Origin of the sequence: Micromonospora sp. WMMC250 (assembly GCF_027460215.1) — a bacterium.
GTDB lineage: Bacteria > Actinomycetota > Actinomycetes > Mycobacteriales > Micromonosporaceae > Micromonospora > Micromonospora taraxaci.
The window spans coordinates 1,083,578-1,100,844 of record NZ_JAPZBJ010000002.1; the positions used below are offsets into that span (position 1 = coordinate 1,083,578).

At 73.0% G+C, this 17,267-nt stretch carries 18 protein-coding genes; 8 read left to right on the forward strand and 10 right to left on the reverse strand.

All coding sequences use genetic code 11. The features are described from left to right. The first annotated feature begins 43 nt into the window (after nucleotides 1–43). The 3 genes from O3438_RS04415 (at nucleotide 44) to O3438_RS04425 (ending at nucleotide 1,634) form a co-directional block, all read left to right on the forward strand. Nucleotides 44–916, forward strand: a complete 873-nt coding sequence (locus O3438_RS04415) for a DUF72 domain-containing protein (protein WP_269678708.1) — start codon at nucleotides 44–46, stop codon at nucleotides 914–916. A gap of 111 nt (nucleotides 917–1,027) precedes the next feature. Then, nucleotides 1,028–1,213, forward strand: a complete 186-nt coding sequence (locus O3438_RS04420) for a hypothetical protein (RefSeq protein ID WP_088989737.1) — start codon at nucleotides 1,028–1,030, stop codon at nucleotides 1,211–1,213. Next, on the forward strand, nucleotides 1,206–1,634 hold the full coding sequence (locus O3438_RS04425) for a DUF2267 domain-containing protein (RefSeq protein ID WP_269678709.1): 429 nt from the start codon (nucleotides 1,206–1,208) through the stop codon (nucleotides 1,632–1,634). Before O3438_RS04420 ends, O3438_RS04425 begins: the two co-directional genes overlap by 8 nt. A gap of 43 nt (nucleotides 1,635–1,677) precedes the next feature. Here the strand turns inward: O3438_RS04425 and O3438_RS04430 are convergent, their stop codons facing one another. Then, entirely contained in the window at nucleotides 1,678–2,454 is a 777-nt protein-coding gene (locus O3438_RS04430; RefSeq protein WP_269678710.1) for a DUF72 domain-containing protein, read from the reverse strand. A 157-nt stretch (nucleotides 2,455–2,611) separates the two neighbouring features. On the opposite strand from O3438_RS04430, the gene O3438_RS04435 reads away from it, so the two are divergent. Together O3438_RS04435 and O3438_RS04440 are read left to right on the forward strand one after the other, a co-directional pair. After that, nucleotides 2,612–2,917 carry a hypothetical protein gene (locus tag O3438_RS04435; RefSeq protein ID WP_145782174.1) on the forward strand — a complete coding sequence of 102 codons (306 nt, stop codon included), beginning with the start codon at nucleotides 2,612–2,614 and terminating at the stop codon, nucleotides 2,915–2,917. A 9-nt stretch (nucleotides 2,918–2,926) separates the two neighbouring features. Continuing rightward, a complete protein-coding gene (locus tag O3438_RS04440; RefSeq protein WP_269678711.1) occupies nucleotides 2,927–4,201 on the forward strand; it encodes a cupin domain-containing protein in 1,275 nt (424 codons plus the stop codon). A 1-nt stretch (nucleotide 4,202) separates the two neighbouring features. Here the strand turns inward: O3438_RS04440 and O3438_RS04445 are convergent, their stop codons facing one another. The 7 genes from O3438_RS04445 to O3438_RS04475 all read right to left on the reverse strand — a co-directional run bounded on the left by O3438_RS04445 (nucleotide 4,203) and on the right by O3438_RS04475 (nucleotide 12,636). After that, nucleotides 4,203–4,718 (reverse strand): trypco2 family protein, encoded by a 516-nt coding sequence (locus O3438_RS04445; protein WP_269678712.1) that lies wholly within the window; start codon nucleotides 4,716–4,718, stop codon nucleotides 4,203–4,205. 40 nt (nucleotides 4,719–4,758) lie between these two features. Continuing rightward, nucleotides 4,759–7,320: a CHAT domain-containing protein gene (locus tag O3438_RS04450; RefSeq protein ID WP_269678713.1), complete on the reverse strand. Its 2,562-nt coding sequence runs from the start codon at nucleotides 7,318–7,320 to the stop codon at nucleotides 4,759–4,761. A gap of 82 nt (nucleotides 7,321–7,402) precedes the next feature. Continuing rightward, the gene (locus O3438_RS04455; RefSeq protein ID WP_269678714.1) at nucleotides 7,403–8,065 is read right to left on the reverse strand and encodes a hypothetical protein; all 663 of its coding nucleotides are present in this window, start codon (nucleotides 8,063–8,065) and stop codon (nucleotides 7,403–7,405) included. Further along, nucleotides 8,062–10,737 carry an FtsK/SpoIIIE domain-containing protein gene (locus O3438_RS04460; RefSeq protein WP_269678715.1) on the reverse strand — a complete coding sequence of 892 codons (2,676 nt, stop codon included), beginning with the start codon at nucleotides 10,735–10,737 and terminating at the stop codon, nucleotides 8,062–8,064. Before O3438_RS04460 ends, O3438_RS04455 begins: the two co-directional genes overlap by 4 nt. Further along, nucleotides 10,730–11,824 (reverse strand): hypothetical protein, encoded by a 1,095-nt coding sequence (locus O3438_RS04465; protein WP_269678716.1) that lies wholly within the window; start codon nucleotides 11,822–11,824, stop codon nucleotides 10,730–10,732. Before O3438_RS04465 ends, O3438_RS04460 begins: the two co-directional genes overlap by 8 nt. A gap of 6 nt (nucleotides 11,825–11,830) precedes the next feature. Then, nucleotides 11,831–12,091 carry a hypothetical protein gene (locus tag O3438_RS04470; RefSeq protein ID WP_088989728.1) on the reverse strand — a complete coding sequence of 87 codons (261 nt, stop codon included), beginning with the start codon at nucleotides 12,089–12,091 and terminating at the stop codon, nucleotides 11,831–11,833. A gap of 152 nt (nucleotides 12,092–12,243) precedes the next feature. After that, a complete protein-coding gene (locus O3438_RS04475; protein ID WP_269678717.1) occupies nucleotides 12,244–12,636 on the reverse strand; it encodes a hypothetical protein in 393 nt (130 codons plus the stop codon). Between the two features lie 139 nt (nucleotides 12,637–12,775). On the opposite strand from O3438_RS04475, the gene O3438_RS04480 reads away from it, so the two are divergent. The 3 genes from O3438_RS04480 to O3438_RS04490 are packed head-to-tail and all read left to right on the forward strand — an operon-like array spanning nucleotide 12,776 to nucleotide 15,887. Beyond that, nucleotides 12,776–15,334 (forward strand): ATP-dependent Clp protease ATP-binding subunit, encoded by a 2,559-nt coding sequence (locus tag O3438_RS04480; RefSeq protein ID WP_269678718.1) that lies wholly within the window; start codon nucleotides 12,776–12,778, stop codon nucleotides 15,332–15,334. After that, on the forward strand, nucleotides 15,331–15,537 hold the full coding sequence (locus O3438_RS04485; RefSeq protein WP_269678719.1) for a hypothetical protein: 207 nt from the start codon (nucleotides 15,331–15,333) through the stop codon (nucleotides 15,535–15,537). Before O3438_RS04480 ends, O3438_RS04485 begins: the two co-directional genes overlap by 4 nt. Beyond that, nucleotides 15,537–15,887 carry a DUF3140 domain-containing protein gene (locus O3438_RS04490; RefSeq protein WP_269678720.1) on the forward strand — a complete coding sequence of 117 codons (351 nt, stop codon included), beginning with the start codon at nucleotides 15,537–15,539 and terminating at the stop codon, nucleotides 15,885–15,887. The genes O3438_RS04485 and O3438_RS04490 overlap by 1 nt, the downstream gene beginning before the upstream one ends. A 55-nt stretch (nucleotides 15,888–15,942) precedes the next feature. Here the strand turns inward: O3438_RS04490 and O3438_RS04495 are convergent, their stop codons facing one another. Both O3438_RS04495 and O3438_RS04500 read right to left on the reverse strand, forming a co-directional pair. Beyond that, on the reverse strand, nucleotides 15,943–16,188 hold the full coding sequence (locus O3438_RS04495) for a hypothetical protein (protein WP_088989724.1): 246 nt from the start codon (nucleotides 16,186–16,188) through the stop codon (nucleotides 15,943–15,945). Between the two features lie 46 nt (nucleotides 16,189–16,234). Next, a complete protein-coding gene (locus tag O3438_RS04500; protein ID WP_269678721.1) occupies nucleotides 16,235–17,215 on the reverse strand; it encodes a LysR family transcriptional regulator in 981 nt (326 codons plus the stop codon). Nucleotides 17,216–17,267: the final 52 nt, after the last annotated feature.

Consider the following 17,267-nt stretch of genomic DNA (forward strand, 5'->3'; position numbering starts at 1 on the left):
GCCAGCGGTTGCCGGTCGGTCCGCGACGCGATGGACTTGAGCCATGGGTGACATCCTGGTGGGCACCGCGTCCTGGACCGACCGCACACTCCTGGACTCGGGCTGGTATCCGCAGACCGCTGACAACCCGGAGAAGCGGCTGGCCTACTACGCGCGGCAGTTCCCGCTGGTCGAAGTGGATGCCACCTACTACTCGCCGCCCGCCGAGGCGACCGCGCGGCTGTGGGCCGACCGCACCCCGGCCGGCTTCACCTTCAACGTCAAGGCGTTCAGCCTGCTGACCGGGCACCCCACCAAGGTCAGCGCCCTCTACAAGGACCTGCGTCCGGAGACCGACAAGAAGAACGTCTACCCCGACGACCTGCCCGCGCAGTCGTACGAGGAGGTCTGGACGCGCTTCCTGTCCGCGCTGGACCCCCTCGTCGAGGCGGGCAAACTGGGCGCGTTGCTGTTCCAGTTCCCGCCCTGGTTCACCATCAAGCGGGCCAACAAGCAGTACCTGCTGGAGGTGGCGAAGCGCTGCGCGCCGCTGCGACCGGTCTACGAGTTCCGGCACGCCTCCTGGTTCGACGGCGACAACGCCGACGAGACCCTGACCTTCCTGCGCGAGCACCAGCTGCCGTACGTCTGCGTGGACATGCCGCAGGGCCACCGCTCGTCGCTGCCGCCGGTGCTGGCCGCCACCGCGGACCTCGCTGTCATGCGTTTCCACGGCCACAGCGACAAGTGGACCAGCAAGGACATCCACGAGAAGTTCGGCTACCACTACTCCAAGCGGGAATTGGCCGACTGGGCGCCGAAGCTGCGCGAGCTGGCCGACGAGGCCGGTCAGACCCACGTCCTCATGAACAACTGCTACCGCGACTACGCGCAGACCAACGCCACGACCCTCGCCGGGCTCCTCGACGCGACCTGACCTCACCCGAACGGGGTGAGGGCGGCTCACCCGGCGCACCGGCAGTCTGGACGCGGTGGGCTCGACCGCCCGAGGGTGGTCGACGCCGCAGACGACACGGAGGTGACGGGGATGACGGTTCGAGTGGTGACGGATCGGCGGCGCGGTGCCGTCCTGCACGTGGTCGGCACTGCCGACAACACCCGGCGCGCACCGCAGGGCAGCCCGGTGCGGGCCCGCCGCGGCCCGGTGGGGCCGCCACGGCGCGCCGACGACCGACGGTGGGACACCTCGGAACGGGGGTCGACCGATGGCTGACCAGATGCTCTCCGCGTTCGAGTCCTCGCTGGACAAGACGAACCTCATTCTGAAGGACATCGAGGACGCCTACGGCTGGCCGAAGGATCGGCGCAACCAGTCGTACGCCGCCCTGCGCACGGTGCTGCACCTGCTGCGCGACCGGTTGCCGGTCGACGAGAGCGTCGAGTTCGCCCAGCAGTTGCCGGTCCTGGTGCGGGGCATCTACTTCGACGGTTGGGTGCCGTCCGACGTGCCGATCAAGCTCAACCGGGACGACTTCCTCTACGAGGTCCGGCAGGGCTTCCCGTACGACGCGGAGGGCGGCCCGGAGCGGGTGACGCAGGTGGTGCTCGACACCCTGCGGCGACACGTCACCCAGGGCGAATGGCAGGACGTGAAGGAAACGATGCCCAAGGACCTCGCCCTGCTGATGCCGTGACAGCGTGCTGTCCCCGAGCCCGCCCGACGACCGTCGGGCGGGCTCAGTCGTCGTCGGCAGCCGCCGCGGGAGACGGCACCCGCGACACCGGGTGCCCGGCCCGGCGGGCCAGCGCGGCGAACGCGACGGCATCGACGACCGCCGCGCCGCCCGGATCGTTGTTGAAGTAGACGTACGCCGGCTCGTCCGCGCCGAAGGCGTCGGTCAGCCGACCCACCCAGGACCGGAGCGCGGCGCGACCGTAGTGCGGCCAGGGCCGCGCCCGCCCCTCGTGCAGCCGCAGGTATCCGAAATCGGTGGTGCGCCAGCGGGGCGCGACCGGGCGTCCCAGCCGGTCGGCCCACACCAATGCCGCCCGACGCCGTTCCAGCACCGCCCGGGTGGCGTCGGTCCACCAGGAGGGGTGGCGGGGTTCGACAGCGACCCGGACCTCCGCCGGAAACAGCCGCAGGGTGGCGTCGAGCGCGTCGACGTCCGCCCGCAGGTTCGGTGGCAGTTGCACCAGCACCGGGCCGAGCCGGTCACCGAGGGCTGTCGCTCGGCCGAGGAACCGGGCCACCGGCTCGGCCGGGTCGCGCAGTCGTTTGATGTGGGTGAGGTAGCGGCTCATCTTCACCGCCACGCAGAAGTCCGCGGGCGTCCGTTCCCGCCAGGCCGCGAACGTGTCCCGCTCCGGCAGCCGGTAGAAGGCGTTGTTGACCTCGACAGTGGCGAAGCCGGCAGCGAAGTGCTCCAGCCAGAGCCGCTGCGGTAGCCGTTGCGGGTAGAAACGACCCCGCCAGTCGCGGTACTGCCAGCCGGACGTGCCCACCAGGATCACCGCCTCATCCTGGCACTCTCCGCCGCCGCCCGCGAACTGCCCGTGTCGCCCCGGTTCGGCGTCTACGGTGAGGGTTAGAGAAGATCGCGCGTGGGGTACCACCCGCAGTACGACGGACCCCGGCGGATGGCGGGGCGGCACACCCGAGGGAGCACCGATGGCACTCAACGATGACGACATGCAGACCATGGGCGGCGGCGGCGCGGAGGGCCCGGCCGACGGTGGTGCCACCGCGGGTCAGCACGACGGTGGCGCGGACGGCAGCGCGGAGGGCCCCGCCGACGGTGGTGCCACCCCGGGCCAGCACGACGGTGGCGCGGACGGCAGCGCGGAGGGCCCCGCCGACGGTGGTGCCACCCCGGGCCAGCAGGACGGCGGCGCCGACGGTGGCGCGGAGGGCCCCGCCGACGGCGGCGCGACTCCGGGCCAACAGGACGGCGGCGCTGACGGCAGCGCCCGGTAGGCGTACACCATGACGCACCTCGACCCGCCGGACGGCCACGGCCGTCCGGCGGTTCCGTCTGCCGGGGCCGCCGCGGCGCTGGCCCGCTGCGTGTCGGTCGAACCGGCCAAGTTCGCCGCCGCACACTGGGGACACACACCGCTGCTGTCCCGCGCCGCCGAGTTGCCCGACCCGGCCGGCTTCACCGACCTGCTCAGCCCCGCCGACGCCGACGAGCTGCTGAGCCGGCGCGGTCTGCGTACCCCGTTCCTGCGCGTCGCCAAGGACGGCCAGCTGGTCGCGGCCGCGCGCTGGACCGGCGGCGGCGGCGCGGGTGCCGAGATCGGCGACCAGGTGCTCGACGAGCGGGTCCTGGAGCAGTACGCCTCCGGCGCCACCCTGGTATTGCAGGGTCTGCACCGGATCTGGCCGCCGCTCGTCGACTTCGCCCGCGACCTGGGCCTCGCGCTCAACCAGCCGCTCCAGGTCAACGCCTACCTCACTCCGGCGGGCAGTCAGGGGTTCGCCACCCACTACGACACCCACGACGTGTTCGTCCTCCAGGTCGACGGTCGCAAACACTGGCGGATCCACCCGCCGGTGCTGCCCGACCCGCTGGAGAAGCAGCCCTGGGGCGGACGCGCCGACGAGGTCGGCGCCACCGCGCAGGGGCCCGCCGCGCTGGACGTGGTGCTCGCCCCCGGAGACGCCCTCTACCTGCCCCGGGGGTGGCTGCACAGCGCGCAGGCCCAGGAGGCCAGCTCGCTGCACCTGACCGTGGGCATCCGCGCGCTCACCCGCTACGCGTTGGTGGAGGAGCTGCTCGCGCTGGCCTCCGAGGACCAGCGGCTGCGGGCCAGTCTGCCGTTCGGCACCGACGTCGCCGACCCGGATGCCATCGAGCCGGAGCTGACCGAGACGGTGGAGGCGCTGCGGGACTGGCTGCTGCGCGCCGACCCCGGCGCGGTCACCGCACGGCTGCGACAGCGTGCCTGGCCGGCCTCCCGCCCGGCGCCGATCCGCCCACTCGCCCAGGCCGACGCGCTCGCCACTCTGGACGCGGACACCCGGGTCACGGTGCGGCCGGGCCTGCGGTGGCAGTTGGTGCCGCACGGGTCGGACACCGTGGCGTTGCGGCTGTTCGACAGGACGATCACCCTGCCCGCCGAGTGCGAGCCGGCGGCCCGCGCCCTGCTCGGCGGAGTGGCCACCCGGGTCGGTGACCTGCCCGGCCTGCCCGACGACGCCGACCGGGTCACGCTCACCCGTCGACTGCTGCGCGAGGCCGTCCTGGTGCCGGCCTGAGCTACCCGGCGGAAGCCCCGAGCAGCTCGATCCGGAGGGTGTTGGTGACCTCGTCGGTCAACTCACCCTCCGCGCCGACCGAGATCGTGCCCTGGTCGGTGATGCCGAAGACGAGTTCCACGGTGCCGGTCTTCAGTACCAGCGGGTCGTCACCCCCGCCGGCGGCGGCGACCACCGCGCGGATCGTGGTGATCGCGTCCACGAGGGTCGCCTCGACAGAGCCGTGGCGTAGCTCGTGCCGATCCTGGAGATCCTCGGCGACGAGCGTGATGTCGATCGTGTGGGTCTTCTGCCGGGAGCGGCTGCCACCCACCTTGACCTTCCAGCCGATGACCGGGACCCGGAAGTCCACGCCACCCCCGAGCTTCGTGGTGACGACCGCGCTCAAGATCAGCTGAACCGTGCCGACGCGCAGGTCCCGGCCCTCGTCGACAGTGGAGATGCCGGCCTGCCTCACCGCGTCCTTCACCGCCGACACCAGTTCCTCCACCGGCACGCTGTAGTCGATCACGTCCATGCCGCACCTCCCGTTCCGCGCGAGTTGAGTTGCCGACCGCTCAGATCGCGGCGGTGGCGAACGGGTCGCCGTACACCGTGTAGGCCAGCCAGGTCGGGTCGAGTGGATCATCCTGCTGCCCGACCCGTGCGGCGAGGGCCGCCGCACCGAGCGTGGCGCCGCCGGCCAGGGACTGGTAGAACGCCGTCGCGAAGCGCGCCGAACTGTCCGAGCGCACCGCCCAGAGCGTGCCGACGAACGCACCCGCGCCCGACGACATGAACTGCTGCGCCCAGCCGAGCATTCTGGTGTACGTCGGTGCCACGCCCGCGCTCCGGCACGCGTTGATGAACACGAGGGGACCGGTCTCCGTCAGCAGTTTCCGGATGCTGGCCTCGGCGAGCAGGGCCGGTTTGAACCGGCCGCCGTCCATGTCGATGAACGACCCGTCCGCCGAGAACGTGTTGTGGCAGGCGAAGTGGGTCGCTCCCAACTCCCCGGAATTGATCAGGCTGAGGAGCTCGTCCGCCCTGGTGATGGGCTCGCTGTCGGCCGCGCCGAGGATCGCGCGGATGGTGGCGACCTCCTCGTACGCGCCGGTGGGGGCCTTCGGCGGCACCACGAAGCGCGGGTTGCGCAGGCCGACCTTCGCGGTGCGGTGTTGCCCGTAGGTGCGGCGTACCACCGGGACCTGCTCGACGAGGAACCCCTTGTCCTGTTGGGCGCTGAGCGGGTGGAGCAGTTCCCACGGGACCACGTCGTGGTCGGTGGCGATCGTGAAGGCGCTCATGTCGGCGCGGACCTCCCAGAACTGGTCCCGCACGTCGGCCGGCACCAGCTCCGACCACAGTTGGATGCCCGCCGACCGGATGACCTCGCGGGTCATCGCGGGGCTGTAGCGGGAACCGCCGCCAGCCAGTTGCTGCAACTCCCGGATGGTGTTCTCCACCGCGGCGTTCGGCGTGTTCGTGACCGACTCGACGACCGGAGCGAACAACGCGGCGTCGGAGCGCAGTTGGAAGGTGTGGCGGCTGCCGTCGAAGCGAACCTCCATCGTGACCTCGCCCGGTCGTGCCTGCGGGGCACCGATCGGCGCGGTCTTCGGTTGGCCGTCGCGGAACGACCCACCGTCGGCGACGGAGACCTCGACAGACACCTCGGCCAGGAACGTGCCGCCGGCCCAGGCGGTCACGTCGACGCGATGCAGACCAGTGGTACGCGCTCCGAAGCCGAACCGGATCGGATGCGGATCGCCGTCCGGCAGGACCAGGACGGTCTGCTGAAGTGGGCCGTCAGCGTGCAGACCGGCGGGCGCGTGCACGGTCACCGTGACCGGCGTGCCGCCGTCCGCGACGATAAGCCTCGGCATCGGTGCCACCTTCGCGTCCAGGTGAACCGATCGTTCCTCGCTGACGATCCGAACCTCGACGCTCAGGTCCTGCCCCACCGGGACCCGGGTGGGCGCACGCGCCACCAGCAGTCGCGTCGGCGCCGGGGTGTCGTTCGGCGGTGGCGAGGCCTCCGGTCCGGGGATCGGCGGTGGCGTACCGGCCCATCCGTCGGCGTACTCCGCGGAGAGCGGAACACGGCGTACGACACGCCTGGACAGGTAGCGGACCAGGGGGTCGGGTATGTCCGCGTCATCCCAGAGGACACCGGCCCGGCGGAGCCTCTCCCGCCGCCGCTGCTCGGCTCGCTCGCCCACGCTGGCGCGGTCGTCGGCGAACAGCAGTACGTGTCTCACCCGGACGGTGACGCCGTCCAGGGTGAACGTGTCGGTGGCGAGCTGTCGGTTGAGGGCTCTCTCGGCCGGGGACACCTCGTCGACGGTGTACCGCGACGCGATCGGTCGGCACACGCCCAGCAGGATTTCGCGGACCACTACCGCGGCATCCGTGACCGCGCCCTGGACGACCTGGACCGCGTCGGTCACCCAGACGTCAACGGCGATGGACGACTCGACGTGGCCCGCGCCGCCGGTCACGGGTAGCCGAAGGCCGAACACCCGTTGGTGGACGCTGGTGTCCACCTCGTAGCGCGTCTCGTACCGGGCCGCGAGCCCCGAATGGTGCCGGCCCGCGTCGGCGACCTCCAGACCACCCTGGTGCGTCGAGTAGACGATCGTCACCGACGGATGGCCACTGGCCGGCGACATGACCTGTCGCACCGGTTGCGTGCGGAGGATCAGCGGGATCGTGGGCCCGACTGTCGCGTCCCCGGAGACCAGACTTGTGGCGAGGTGGTCACACAGCCGGCGGAAGGTCCGACGGACGCTGGCCGTACGGACCTCGGAGCGCCGCACCGTCAGTGTGCGGAGCGTGGGCTGCGCACTGACGTTCGGTGCCAGGTGAGCATCGTCCACCAGCACCGCGACGACCGGAACGGACGTGGTGAGGGCGACGGCGAAGGTCTGGCGGACCACCTCCGGCGCGGCCGGATCGAGCACGACGACCAGCGCCGCCGAGGCTGCCAGGCGACGCCGCAGCTCGGTGGTGAACAGGGTCGCGCTCTGTTCGTCGCGCACGACGCTCTCGGTGCCGAACCGAGCGGTCAGCATGTCGTCGAGCAGGCGCCCGACACCGGTGTCGTCGCCGGCGTGGTAACTCAGGAAGACGCTGACCATCGGACGTACCGTAGCGAAGACCGCGCCCTGCTCGTGGCCGTGCCGGGGGTCAGCTTCTCGACAGCCATAGTGGACCGATCACTCAGCGGCCCAGCGCCAACAGCAGCGCGGTGGTCAGCAGGCCCGCGCCGAGGACCACGATGATCGGTCGTGGGCCGAGCATCGCGTGCCGGCGGTCGGCCAGCATCCGCGCCGGCACGAGACCGATCAACGGGCCGAGCAGGGTCACCACCAGCGCCAGCACCGGCATTCCGACCGCCAGGTCGCCGCCGTACCCGACGCCCAGCGCCCGCGCGCCGGCCCCCAGCGCGTACGCCAGGACGGCGCCCGCCACGCCGCAGAGCGCCAGCAGCGGGTTGACCGAGCCCGGCAACTCGCCCGGCTGACCGGCCCGGTCGAGCAGGTCCCGGACCTTCGCGAGCATCGGTACGGGGTCGGTGGCCGTGACGCCGTTCGCGGGTGCGGGTGGGCCACCGAGGCGGCGGACGCCGAGGCGCGAGCGGGCCTGCTGCCACAGGTGGGCCACCTCGGCGTCGACCCGTTCCTGCTGCTCACGTGCGGCGACCAACTCCACCTCGGCGTCCTGGAGTTGCTCGGCGGCCTCGGCGACGGCCCGATCGGCGGCCTCGCACTGCCGCTCGTACCAGGTGTGCGCCTCGGCGCGCTGCTCGGCCACCCGCGCGGTCAGCTCGGCCAACCGCCGCAGTTGCGCCGTGTACGTCTCACTGGTCACTGGTTGGTTCACCGGGATGGTCCATACGGGATGATCACCTGTCCGGTGCGGTGGACCGCCCGGTCGAAGAAGAGGCCACGCCAGGGGCGGGGATACCAGTCCGGGCCGCCGGTGCCCGGGTAGAGCGAGGCACCCAGCTCCCCGCCGTGGGTGTCCAGAGCCACCCAGGCGCCGATCTGGTCGGTACGCGCGGCGGGCCCGCCGAGGTCGGCGCGCATCCGGGCCACTCCCCGCCACCAGGCCAGCACGTGTGTGCGTCGTTCCGGCCCGTCGTGCAGGATCCGGCGTAGCCGCTCCAGCCCCGTGCGCCCGCCCGCGCGGGCGGCCAGCGCGCCGGCTGCCGCGTCGACGGCGAACAGCAGCAGGTAGTGCGGGCTCCCCGGACCGGTCAACCCGTCGGCCGTCTCGACCATCAGCTCGCCGACGGTCTCCTCGTCGTACCAGGCGGCGTCGTCGGCCAGGTCGTCGTAGAGCGCCCGGGCGATCGGGTCGGCGTCCGGGTCGAGGCAGGCGATGGAGAACCGGGCGGTGCCCGGCGGGTGTTGGCGGGCCAGCGACCGGGCGGCGGCGTCCAGCACGGCGCACGCCTCGTCCACCCGGGTGCCGAGAACCGCGAGGTTGCGCCCCGGCGCGCGCGGCAGCCGCAGTGCCGCCGAGCGGGACTGCACGTCGATGATCTCGCCGAGCAGTGCCACCGGGTTGCGGGGCGCTGTCCCGTCCGGGGGCGCGGCGAGCGCCCGGAAGTCTGGGGCGTCCGCCAGTCGGGGGATCGCGTCGCCGTCGAAGAGCCGGGCCGGCGCGGCGTCGGCCGGGCGCATCCGCCACAGCCGGTGCTGCAACCCGCTCCACGTCTCCCAGTCGCTGGCCGACGGGATCCGGGCGACCTCGTTGCCCTCCACCATGCCCGATTCGGCGTTGACCACCGCGTGCCAGCGGGGCAGCGACTGGGCCGCGTCGTTGCGTTCGGCGAGGATCCGCAGCGCCTTGGGCAGCGCGATGCGCAGGGTGAACTGGGCGACCAGCGCCGGGCGACCCCACAGCGCCTCGATGCCCCGTACGTCCTGCGAGGCGAGCACCAGGTGGATGCCCTGCGACCGGCCGCGCCGGGCCAGGTCCTCCAGCAGGTCGGCCGCCTCCCGGGCCACCACGTCCCGGCCGGCCAGCAGCATCTGGAACTCGTCGACCACCGCCACGATCCGGGGCCAGTGCCCGGTCGGGTCGACGGCCCGCAGCTCGGCCAGCTTGGTCACCTCGTGCTTCTTGGCCGCGTCGGCGCGCCGGCGCAGCTCCTCGGTGAGGAACCGCAGCAGCGCCAACCCGAATTCCCGGTCGGTGTTGACGTTGATGCCGACCAGGCGCATGTGCGGCAACCAGCTCGGGTCGCGCCGGCCCTGCGCAAACCGTGCGAAGGACACCCCCTCCTTGAAATCCAACAGGTAGAACTCCAGCTCGGCGGGGGAGTAGCGGGCGGCGAGCGCGCCGATCCACGCGAATATCAGGTTGGTCTTGCCGGTGCCGGACGGCCCGCCGATCAGCGCGTGTGGTGGGTAGTCGCCCAGGGTGAGGCGTACCGGCCGGCCCTGTGTTCCCTCGCCGATCGGCGCGGTCAGCCCGTCGGCGGAACTCTCCCGCCACATCAGATCCGGCGGGGGCAGCAGGTCCGTGAACGGGGTCGGCGGTGGGCCGGCGTTCACCCGGGCGGCGATCTCCCGGCAGGTCTCGGTGACCAGCGACGCCGGCGGCGGCGGATCGAGGCGCACCGGCAACCCGGCCGACCCGCCGATCCGCGCGCCGTCGACCTCGGCCACCACCCGGGTCACCGTCGGATCCTCCGGCAACGGCACACCGTGCACCACGAGGTGCACGCCGCAGGCGGCGCCGGCTCGTACCACCCGGTCCAACTGCCCGCGTTCGTGCCGGTTCAGGTCGTCACCGCCGAGCAGCACCGCCACCCGCCACGGCTCGGGTCGGCGGCCGGTCGCCGCCGCCAGTTCGCGAAGGGAGGCGTACTCGCCGGCGAGCACCGTCTCGTTGATCCGGCGGATCTGCTCCACCAGGTCGTCGAGCAGGGGGCCCAAGCCGCCGGGGCCGACGAAGGTGAGCAGCCCCGCCGTTCCCAGCGGGGAGAACCCGGCCAGACCGCCGCCGAGCTGCTCCGGGTCGTACCCGATCAGTCGTACCGCCCCCGGGTGGGCGCGGCCGGCGGCCCGCAGCAGCAACGCGGACACCACCGCGTCGCAGCCGGCGCGGTCGTCGCCGGAGAGGTGGACGTGCCCGGCGTCGAGCAGCGGCACCAGCGCGGGCACCGGCTCGACGCCGTCGAGGTGGACCGTGCCCACCCGCAGCGCGCCGGGTGGTTCCGCCCGCCTGGTCGGCGTCGGCGTCCACCCCGCCCAGTCGGCCCCCGCGCAACCCGGGGCCTCCTGGCGGGCGGCCTCGGCGGCGCGTCTGGCCAGCTCGGCGATCCGGGTGGCGTAGCGGGCGTCGATCTCGGCTACCCGTCGGTCCCGTTGGGCGCCCACCCGTGCCGGCACGGCCGCCGCCGCCCGCTGGATCCGGGTGAGCCGTTCCCGTCCGGCGGTCAGCTCGGCCTGGGCGGCGGACAGGCGGGTACGGGTGGCGCCCAGCGCCTCGGCGAGGGTGTCGCGGACCCGGCTGGCCAACTGACCGCGCCGGTCAGCCATCGGAGCTCCGTCGGGCCGGGGCGTCCCGCCACGGGCTTCCCGAGCGGGGCGGCAGCCCACCGGAGGGCTGCCCACCGGTGGTGCCCGGCCGCCCGGCGACACCGGCGGGGCGTGCGCCCACACCACCCGAGCGCCCCGCCGTCGGTCGGCCGGACCCCGTCGGCTGGCGTGCGTCGGCCGGTCGGCCCGTACCCGTCGACTGACCCGCATCCGCCGCCGGGCGGCCCGCGCCCGCAGGCTGGCCCGCGCCGCCCGAGGGGAGGTCCCGACCGAGACGGGCGAGCAGCAGCCCGGTCGCCACACCGGCGGTGACCGCGGAGTCGGCGGCGTGCGGCGGCTCCCCGGAGGCGCGCGGTGGTGGCATCCGGCAGACCCGGGTGAGCAGGGTCTCCAGCACCGGGGGCGGCAGCCCGGGCAGCAGGTCGCGCACGCGCCCGTCCAGTTCCCCGCGCAGCCGTCCGAGGTCGGCGGCGCGGGGCGGGTGCCCGAGCAGCTCACCGGCCAGTTCGCGCAGCAGCGGCGGGGCCAGGGCCGCCATGCCCAGGCCGACGTCGGCCGGGGCCCGGCGCAGCTCCTTGCGCAGCCGGTCCCGGTCGCCGGAGCGGACGCCGCCCACGACCCGGCGCAGCAACTCCTGGGAGTCGCCCAGCTGTTCGTCGGGTTCGTCGTCGGCGCCGGCCCGACCGCCGGTCAGCTCGGCCACCCGCACCGACCACCAGCGGCGCATCCGGACCTGCTCGGCCGGCTCCGGTGGCACGGCGGTGGGCCCGGCCTCCGGCGGCGTGTCGTGTCGAGGCGCGCGTTGCTCGGGGCGGGGCGCCGGGCCGCCGTCCCCGGCGAGACCGATCGCCGCCAGGTACGCCGACAGCTGCTCCTGGGCCACCCGCAGCGCGTAGCCGGCGCTCTCGGCGTGCTCGGTGGCGGCGCTCAGCTCCGGCACTCCCATCGGGTTGGCGGACTCCTGACGCACCCAGCGCAGCCGCTCCGCGGCCAGGCCGAACTTCTCCAGCGCCTGCCCGAGCAGGGCCAGCGGGAACTCCTCGGCGGCGGCACGGACCTGCCCACCGACGTCCTCGATGATGGACATGACGGCCTACAGGGTGGCGACGTAGAGCTGCGCCTGCTCCACCGCGACAAGTGTCGCGGCGAGACACTCCTCCAGCTCCTGGCTGGCCTGTGTCAGCGACGCCTGGGCCGCTTCCACAGTCTCGTGCCCGCTGCCCTCCAGGGCACCGGCGAGGGTCTGCTGCGCCTCGGTCAGTTTCTCGCCGGCCGCCTGCACGGCTGTCTGCCCGTCCCCGATCTGTTGGAGGGCGACATCGATGGCAGCCTTCAACTCGGCGACGCTCGCCACGGCGGAACCTCCTGGGGGCGGGGAGATCTCCATTAGAGCCTATCGGCGGTTCCGAAAGAACATCCGCCCTGTCGGTGTTCCTGCCCGCCTGTCCGGAAGGCACCCGGAAGTGCCGGGAGTCCGTTCTGTGGGAGTCCCAGTGCGAGAACTTCTCAGTTGTCGGTCGGGTTCTCCCGGAGCCAGCGCGGGCCGTACACCTCGGCGCCCAGCGCTGTCACCCGGCCGCGCAACTCCCGGTCGGCGGTGACCACCAGCCGGCGGCGCTGCGGCGCGTCGGCCACCAGCTCGACAACCGTGTCGTCGCCGGACCCGGCGGCGGAGACCACCCGGACGCCCTCGGTGCCCGGCACGTCCCGCGCGGCTCCCTCGACCACCAGCACCACCTCCACCGGAGCGGGCAGGCGAGCCGGTAACCCGACGGTCGCCACCGGGGCGAGTGAGTCGCGCAACCGTGCCGCCGCGCCGGCGCGGTCACGCCACCACCCGTTCGGGCGGGAGCCCACCACGTTGGCGCCGTCCACGATCAACAGCGGTGTCTCGTTCATCCCACCAGCCTGCCACCACCGGCCGGCCGTGGCCGGACGCCACACCCGGGACGCCGGTGCGCCACCGCGTGCGGCGTTTGTCGGGGCGCGCGCCGGGTAGCCCCTGCCGACCGTGCCGCGCCGACTGCGGAGGACAGACATGATGGGACCCGGTGACATCGGCTCCGACCCGTGGGACGAATTCCTGGCCCGGTACTTCGGCCGGGGCGAGGGGGGACGCCGGCCACCGCACCGGGTCGACATCACCCGACTGATGACGGCCGACGCCCGGGAGATGCTGGCCGACGCGGCCCGCCGGGCCGCCCAACGCCAGAGCAGCGACCTGGACACCGACCACCTGCTCTGGGCGGCGTTGCAACGCGAACCCCTGCGTGACCTGGTACGCCGGGCCGGCGCCGACCCGGACACCCTGCTCAACGCCCTCGGTGGCAAGGGTGACGGCGCGCCGCGCGGGGAGGTGCCGCCCAACCTGTCGTTGACGCCGGCCGCCAAGCGGGCGCTGCTCGACGCCCACCAGCTGTCCCGGGCGATGGGCGCCAACTACATCGGCCCGGAACACATCCTGATGGCGTTGCCGCTCAACCCGGAGTCGCCGGCCGGGCGGATGCTGGCCGCCGGACGGATCCAACCCGAGTCGTTGCAGGCCGCCAACGCCGAACGCGGGCCGATGACCGGCCCGAAGCCGGACCGTGGCACCCCCACTCTGGACCAGTACGGGCAGGACCTCACCGACCTGGCCCGCAACGACCAGATCGACCCGGTGATCGGACGCGCCGACGAGATCGAGCAGGCCGTGGAAATCCTGTCCCGGCGCACCAAGAACAACCCGGTGCTGATCGGTGAGGCCGGAGTCGGCAAGACCGCCATCGTCGAGGGGTTGGCCGAACGGATCTGCGACGGCGACGTCCCGCAGACCCTGCTCGGCAAGCGGGTCGTCCAACTCGACCTCGCCGGCCTGGTGGCCGGCACCCGCTACCGGGGCGACTTCGAGGAGCGACTGAAGAAGGTCATCGACGAGATCCGGGCACACCGCGACGAGCTGATCATCTTTCTGGACGAGATCCACACCCTGGTCGGCGCGGGTGGCGCCGGCAGCGAGGGCGGAATGGACGCGTCCAACATGCTCAAACCCGCCCTCGCGCGTGGCGAGTTGCGGGTGATCGGCGCGACGACGCTGGACGAGTACCGCAAGAGCATCGAGAAGGACGCCGCGCTGGCCCGGCGTTTCCAGCCGGTGCTGGTGCCCGAGCCCAGCGTCGACGACACCATCGCCATCCTGCGCGGTCTGCGCGACCGGTACGAGGCCCACCACCAGGTGCGCTTCACCGACGAGGCGTTGGTCGCCGCCGCCGAGCTGTCCGACCGGTACGTCACCGACCGGTTCCTGCCGGACAAGGCCATCGACCTCATCGACCAGGCCGGCGCACGGGTGCGGCTGCGCACCCGGACCCCGGCGTCCGACGTGCGGGAGCTGGAGCAGGAGCTCGACGAGGTACGCCGGGACAAGGAGCAGGCCGTCACCGACGAGCAGTACGAGCGGGCCTCCGCGCTGCGCGACCGGATCTCCGAGCTGGAACAGGAGATCCGCCGGGCCAACGGCGAGGACGGGATGTCCTCATCGCAGGTGCCGGAGGTGAGTCCGAAGGAGATCGCGGAGGTGGTGTCCCGGGCCACCGGCATCCCGGTCAGCCAGCTCACCGAGGAGGAACGCGACCGGCTGCTGCGCCTGGAGGGGCACCTGCACCAGAAGGTGGTCGGCCAGGACGACGCCGTCACCGCGGTCGCCGAGGCCGTCCGCCGCTCCCGGGCGGGGCTGGCCGACCCGGACCGGCCGATGGGCAGTTTCCTGTTCCTCGGCCCGACCGGGGTGGGCAAGACCGAGTTGGCCCGCGCCCTGGCCGAGGCGTTGTTCGGCGAGGCGGACCGGATGGTCCGGGTGGACATGAGCGAGTTCCAGGAGCGGCACACGGTCAGCCGGCTGGTCGGCGCCCCGCCCGGATACGTCGGCTACGAGGAGGCCGGCCAGCTCACCGAGGCGGTCCGCCGCCGCCCGTACGCGGTGGTGCTGCTCGACGAGATCGAGAAGGCCCACCCGGACGTGTTCAACATCCTGCTCCAGGTGCTCGACGACGGGCGTCTGACCGACAGCCAGGGTCGCACCGTGAACTTCAAGAACACCGTGCTGATCATGACGAGCAACCTCGGCTCCGAGCTGATCACCGGCGCCCAGCGCGCGGTCGGCTTCGGCGCCGGCGACGTCGGCAGCGAGCAGGAGAACGACGAGCTGCGCGAGCGGCTGATGCGTCGCCTGCAGGAGAACTTCCGCCCGGAGTTCCTCAACCGCATCGACGAGGTCATCATCTTCCGCCGACTGGAGGCCGAGCAGTTGCGCGACATCACCGCGCTGCTGCTGGAGGAGACCCGCCGCCGCATGCACGCCCAGGACCTCCAGGTGGAGTTCACCACCGCCGGCATCGACTGGCTCGCCGAACACGGCTACCAGCCGGAGTTCGGCGCCCGCCCGCTGCGTCGGGTGATCCAGCGGGAGGTGGACAACCACCTGTCCCGGATGCTGCTGGAGTCGGCGATCTCCCCGGGGCAGAAGGTCACGGTGGACGTCCGCGACGGCGCGCTCACCTTCGACGTGGGCGCCGGTGAGCGCGGGTACACCCCCGCCACGACCACACACCCACGATGAGCGGGCCGGCACGACGAGACGAGAACGAGGACCCACGCGAGCCCGCGAAACCCCGGGACGAGGACGACCATCCCGACCCGATCCTGGCGCCGCCCACAGCGAACCCCCGCCGAACGCGGGTGCCCGCCGAGGGCCTGCATCCGAAGACCGACCAGGAGGACGACCCGGAGACGTCCGGGCACCGCCGGCGAGAGGAGACCTGATGGTACGCGAAGCGCGGCTCGACCCCGAGGTGGAAGTGCTCTGGGAGGACTTCCACGCCGAGGTGAACGTCCCGTCGGAGCAGCTACGCACCTGGCTGCTGACCCGGGGCTCCGGGGAGGAGTCGTTCAGCCCGAACCCGAACCTCGACCTGCCCCAGCCGGGCCGGGAGATCCTCAAGGTGTTGAACAAGCGCAAGGTCGACCTCACCCCGGAGGACATCGAGGTCATGCGGGAGGCGGTCGACCGCATCCGCGAGCTGATGGACGCCAAGCCGTCGCGCGGCAACGCCGACGACGACTGGCGGCACTCGCTGCTCGACCTGGGACACGACCCGCTCGTCGAACGCTGACCACGCCACTCGACGGTGCCGCCCCGCTCCGGGACGGCACCGTCGACACGTGCCGCTACTGGCCCTGGTCGGATTCCAGGCTGGCGATGGTCAGTCCGGCCGCGTCAGCCGCGGCGTCCCGGTCACCGCGGGTCTGGTCCTCCCGGGTGAGCAGGTTCGCGTACTCGGTGACGTCGGCCGGGTCGGGCACCGTGGGCAGGCGGCGCAGGAACGCCTCGACGTCGCGGGTGGCGGCGGTGTGGGCGGCGGCCGCCTGGCGCAGCAACTCGCGGTCGTCGGCGGGCGGGTAGAGGTCCGTCATGTCCGCCAGATACCCGGACAACGGCGGTTCGCACCCCACCCCGCGCTCAGACCGGCCGGATCCCGCTGGGCTGCCGCACCCCGAACCCGGGGTTGCTCATCAGCCAGGCCAGGTACGCGGGATGCGGGGCCAACGAGTCGACGTACGCCGCCTTGGCCGTCTCCACCACCAGGTCGGCGCCCTGGGCGGCGGGGGAGTCCGGGTGCCAGCCGAGCAGGAGCCGCCAGCGCAGCGGTGTCCCGGCGAGCCGTCGGGTCACCAACCCGGCCACCGGGCGGAACGTCGCCTGGCACAACGCCACCGCCACACCGGCGTCCACCAGGTCGATGCAACCGCGGATGTCGGTCTCGTACACCTTGCGGGGGGTGAAACCGGCACGGGCGCACGCGGCGGCGAAGCAGTCGCCGAAGCAGCCGTCACCCGGTGCGGCCACCCACTGCTCGTGGCGCAGGTCCGCGAGGCGCACCTCGTCCTGGGCGGCGAGGGGGTGCGTCTCCGGCAGCAGCACCAGCACCGGGTCGATGGCCACCTCCTGCCAGCTCAAACCGAAACCGGCGGATGGGCTGGCGTCGCCGCACACGCCGGTGAGCGCGAAGTCCAGCCGGCCGCCGGCCACCAGCTGCGCCAACTCGTCCACCGACCAGGACGCGAACGTGGTGATCTGGGCCGGAGGCTGCTCGGCGGCCAACCGGTGCACCAACCGACCCAGGATCGGGCTGTTCACCCCACCGAACCGGTAGCAGGTGGGGGCGCCGCCGGCCCCGGCCAACCGGGCCGCCTCGTCCTGCAGCCCTTTCATGGCCGGCAGCAGGACCCGGGCGCGGGCCAGCACCAGCTCCCCGAGGGCGGTGGGCCGGGCACCACGCCGGTCCCGGTCGAACAGCGGGCCGCCCAGTGTCCGCTCGATGCGTTGGAGCTGGGCGGTGAGGGCCGGCTGGGCCAGGCCGAGCGCCGACGCCGCCTTCGTCACACTCCCCGTCTCCGCGATCGCGCAGACCACCCGCAGGTGACGCAGCTCCAGGTTCATAGGGTGACGGTAGGACTACGCGTCAGCCTGCGGAATAGCCCGAGCGGATCGG

Coding starts and splice junctions, on each gene's coding strand:
- O3438_RS04495 (WP_088989724.1), bottom strand. CDS start 16,188: ATGACGGACCTCTACCCGCCCGCCGACGACCGCGAGTTGCTGCGCCAG.
- O3438_RS04450 (WP_269678713.1), bottom strand. CDS start 7,320: ATGGTCAGCGTCTTCCTGAGTTACCACGCCGGCGACGACACCGGTGTC.
- O3438_RS04415 (WP_269678708.1), top strand. CDS start 44: ATGGGTGACATCCTGGTGGGCACCGCGTCCTGGACCGACCGCACACTC.
- O3438_RS04485 (WP_269678719.1), top strand. CDS start 15,331: ATGAGCGGGCCGGCACGACGAGACGAGAACGAGGACCCACGCGAGCCC.
- O3438_RS04480 (WP_269678718.1), top strand. CDS start 12,776: ATGATGGGACCCGGTGACATCGGCTCCGACCCGTGGGACGAATTCCTG.
- O3438_RS04475 (WP_269678717.1), bottom strand. CDS start 12,636: ATGAACGAGACACCGCTGTTGATCGTGGACGGCGCCAACGTGGTGGGC.
- O3438_RS04420 (WP_088989737.1), top strand. CDS start 1,028: ATGACGGTTCGAGTGGTGACGGATCGGCGGCGCGGTGCCGTCCTGCAC.
- O3438_RS04440 (WP_269678711.1), top strand. CDS start 2,927: ATGACGCACCTCGACCCGCCGGACGGCCACGGCCGTCCGGCGGTTCCG.
- O3438_RS04425 (WP_269678709.1), top strand. CDS start 1,206: ATGGCTGACCAGATGCTCTCCGCGTTCGAGTCCTCGCTGGACAAGACG.
- O3438_RS04445 (WP_269678712.1), bottom strand. CDS start 4,718: ATGGACGTGATCGACTACAGCGTGCCGGTGGAGGAACTGGTGTCGGCG.
- O3438_RS04465 (WP_269678716.1), bottom strand. CDS start 11,824: ATGTCCATCATCGAGGACGTCGGTGGGCAGGTCCGTGCCGCCGCCGAG.
- O3438_RS04460 (WP_269678715.1), bottom strand. CDS start 10,737: ATGGCTGACCGGCGCGGTCAGTTGGCCAGCCGGGTCCGCGACACCCTC.
- O3438_RS04500 (WP_269678721.1), bottom strand. CDS start 17,215: ATGAACCTGGAGCTGCGTCACCTGCGGGTGGTCTGCGCGATCGCGGAG.
- O3438_RS04435 (WP_145782174.1), top strand. CDS start 2,612: ATGGCACTCAACGATGACGACATGCAGACCATGGGCGGCGGCGGCGCG.
- O3438_RS04490 (WP_269678720.1), top strand. CDS start 15,537: ATGGTACGCGAAGCGCGGCTCGACCCCGAGGTGGAAGTGCTCTGGGAG.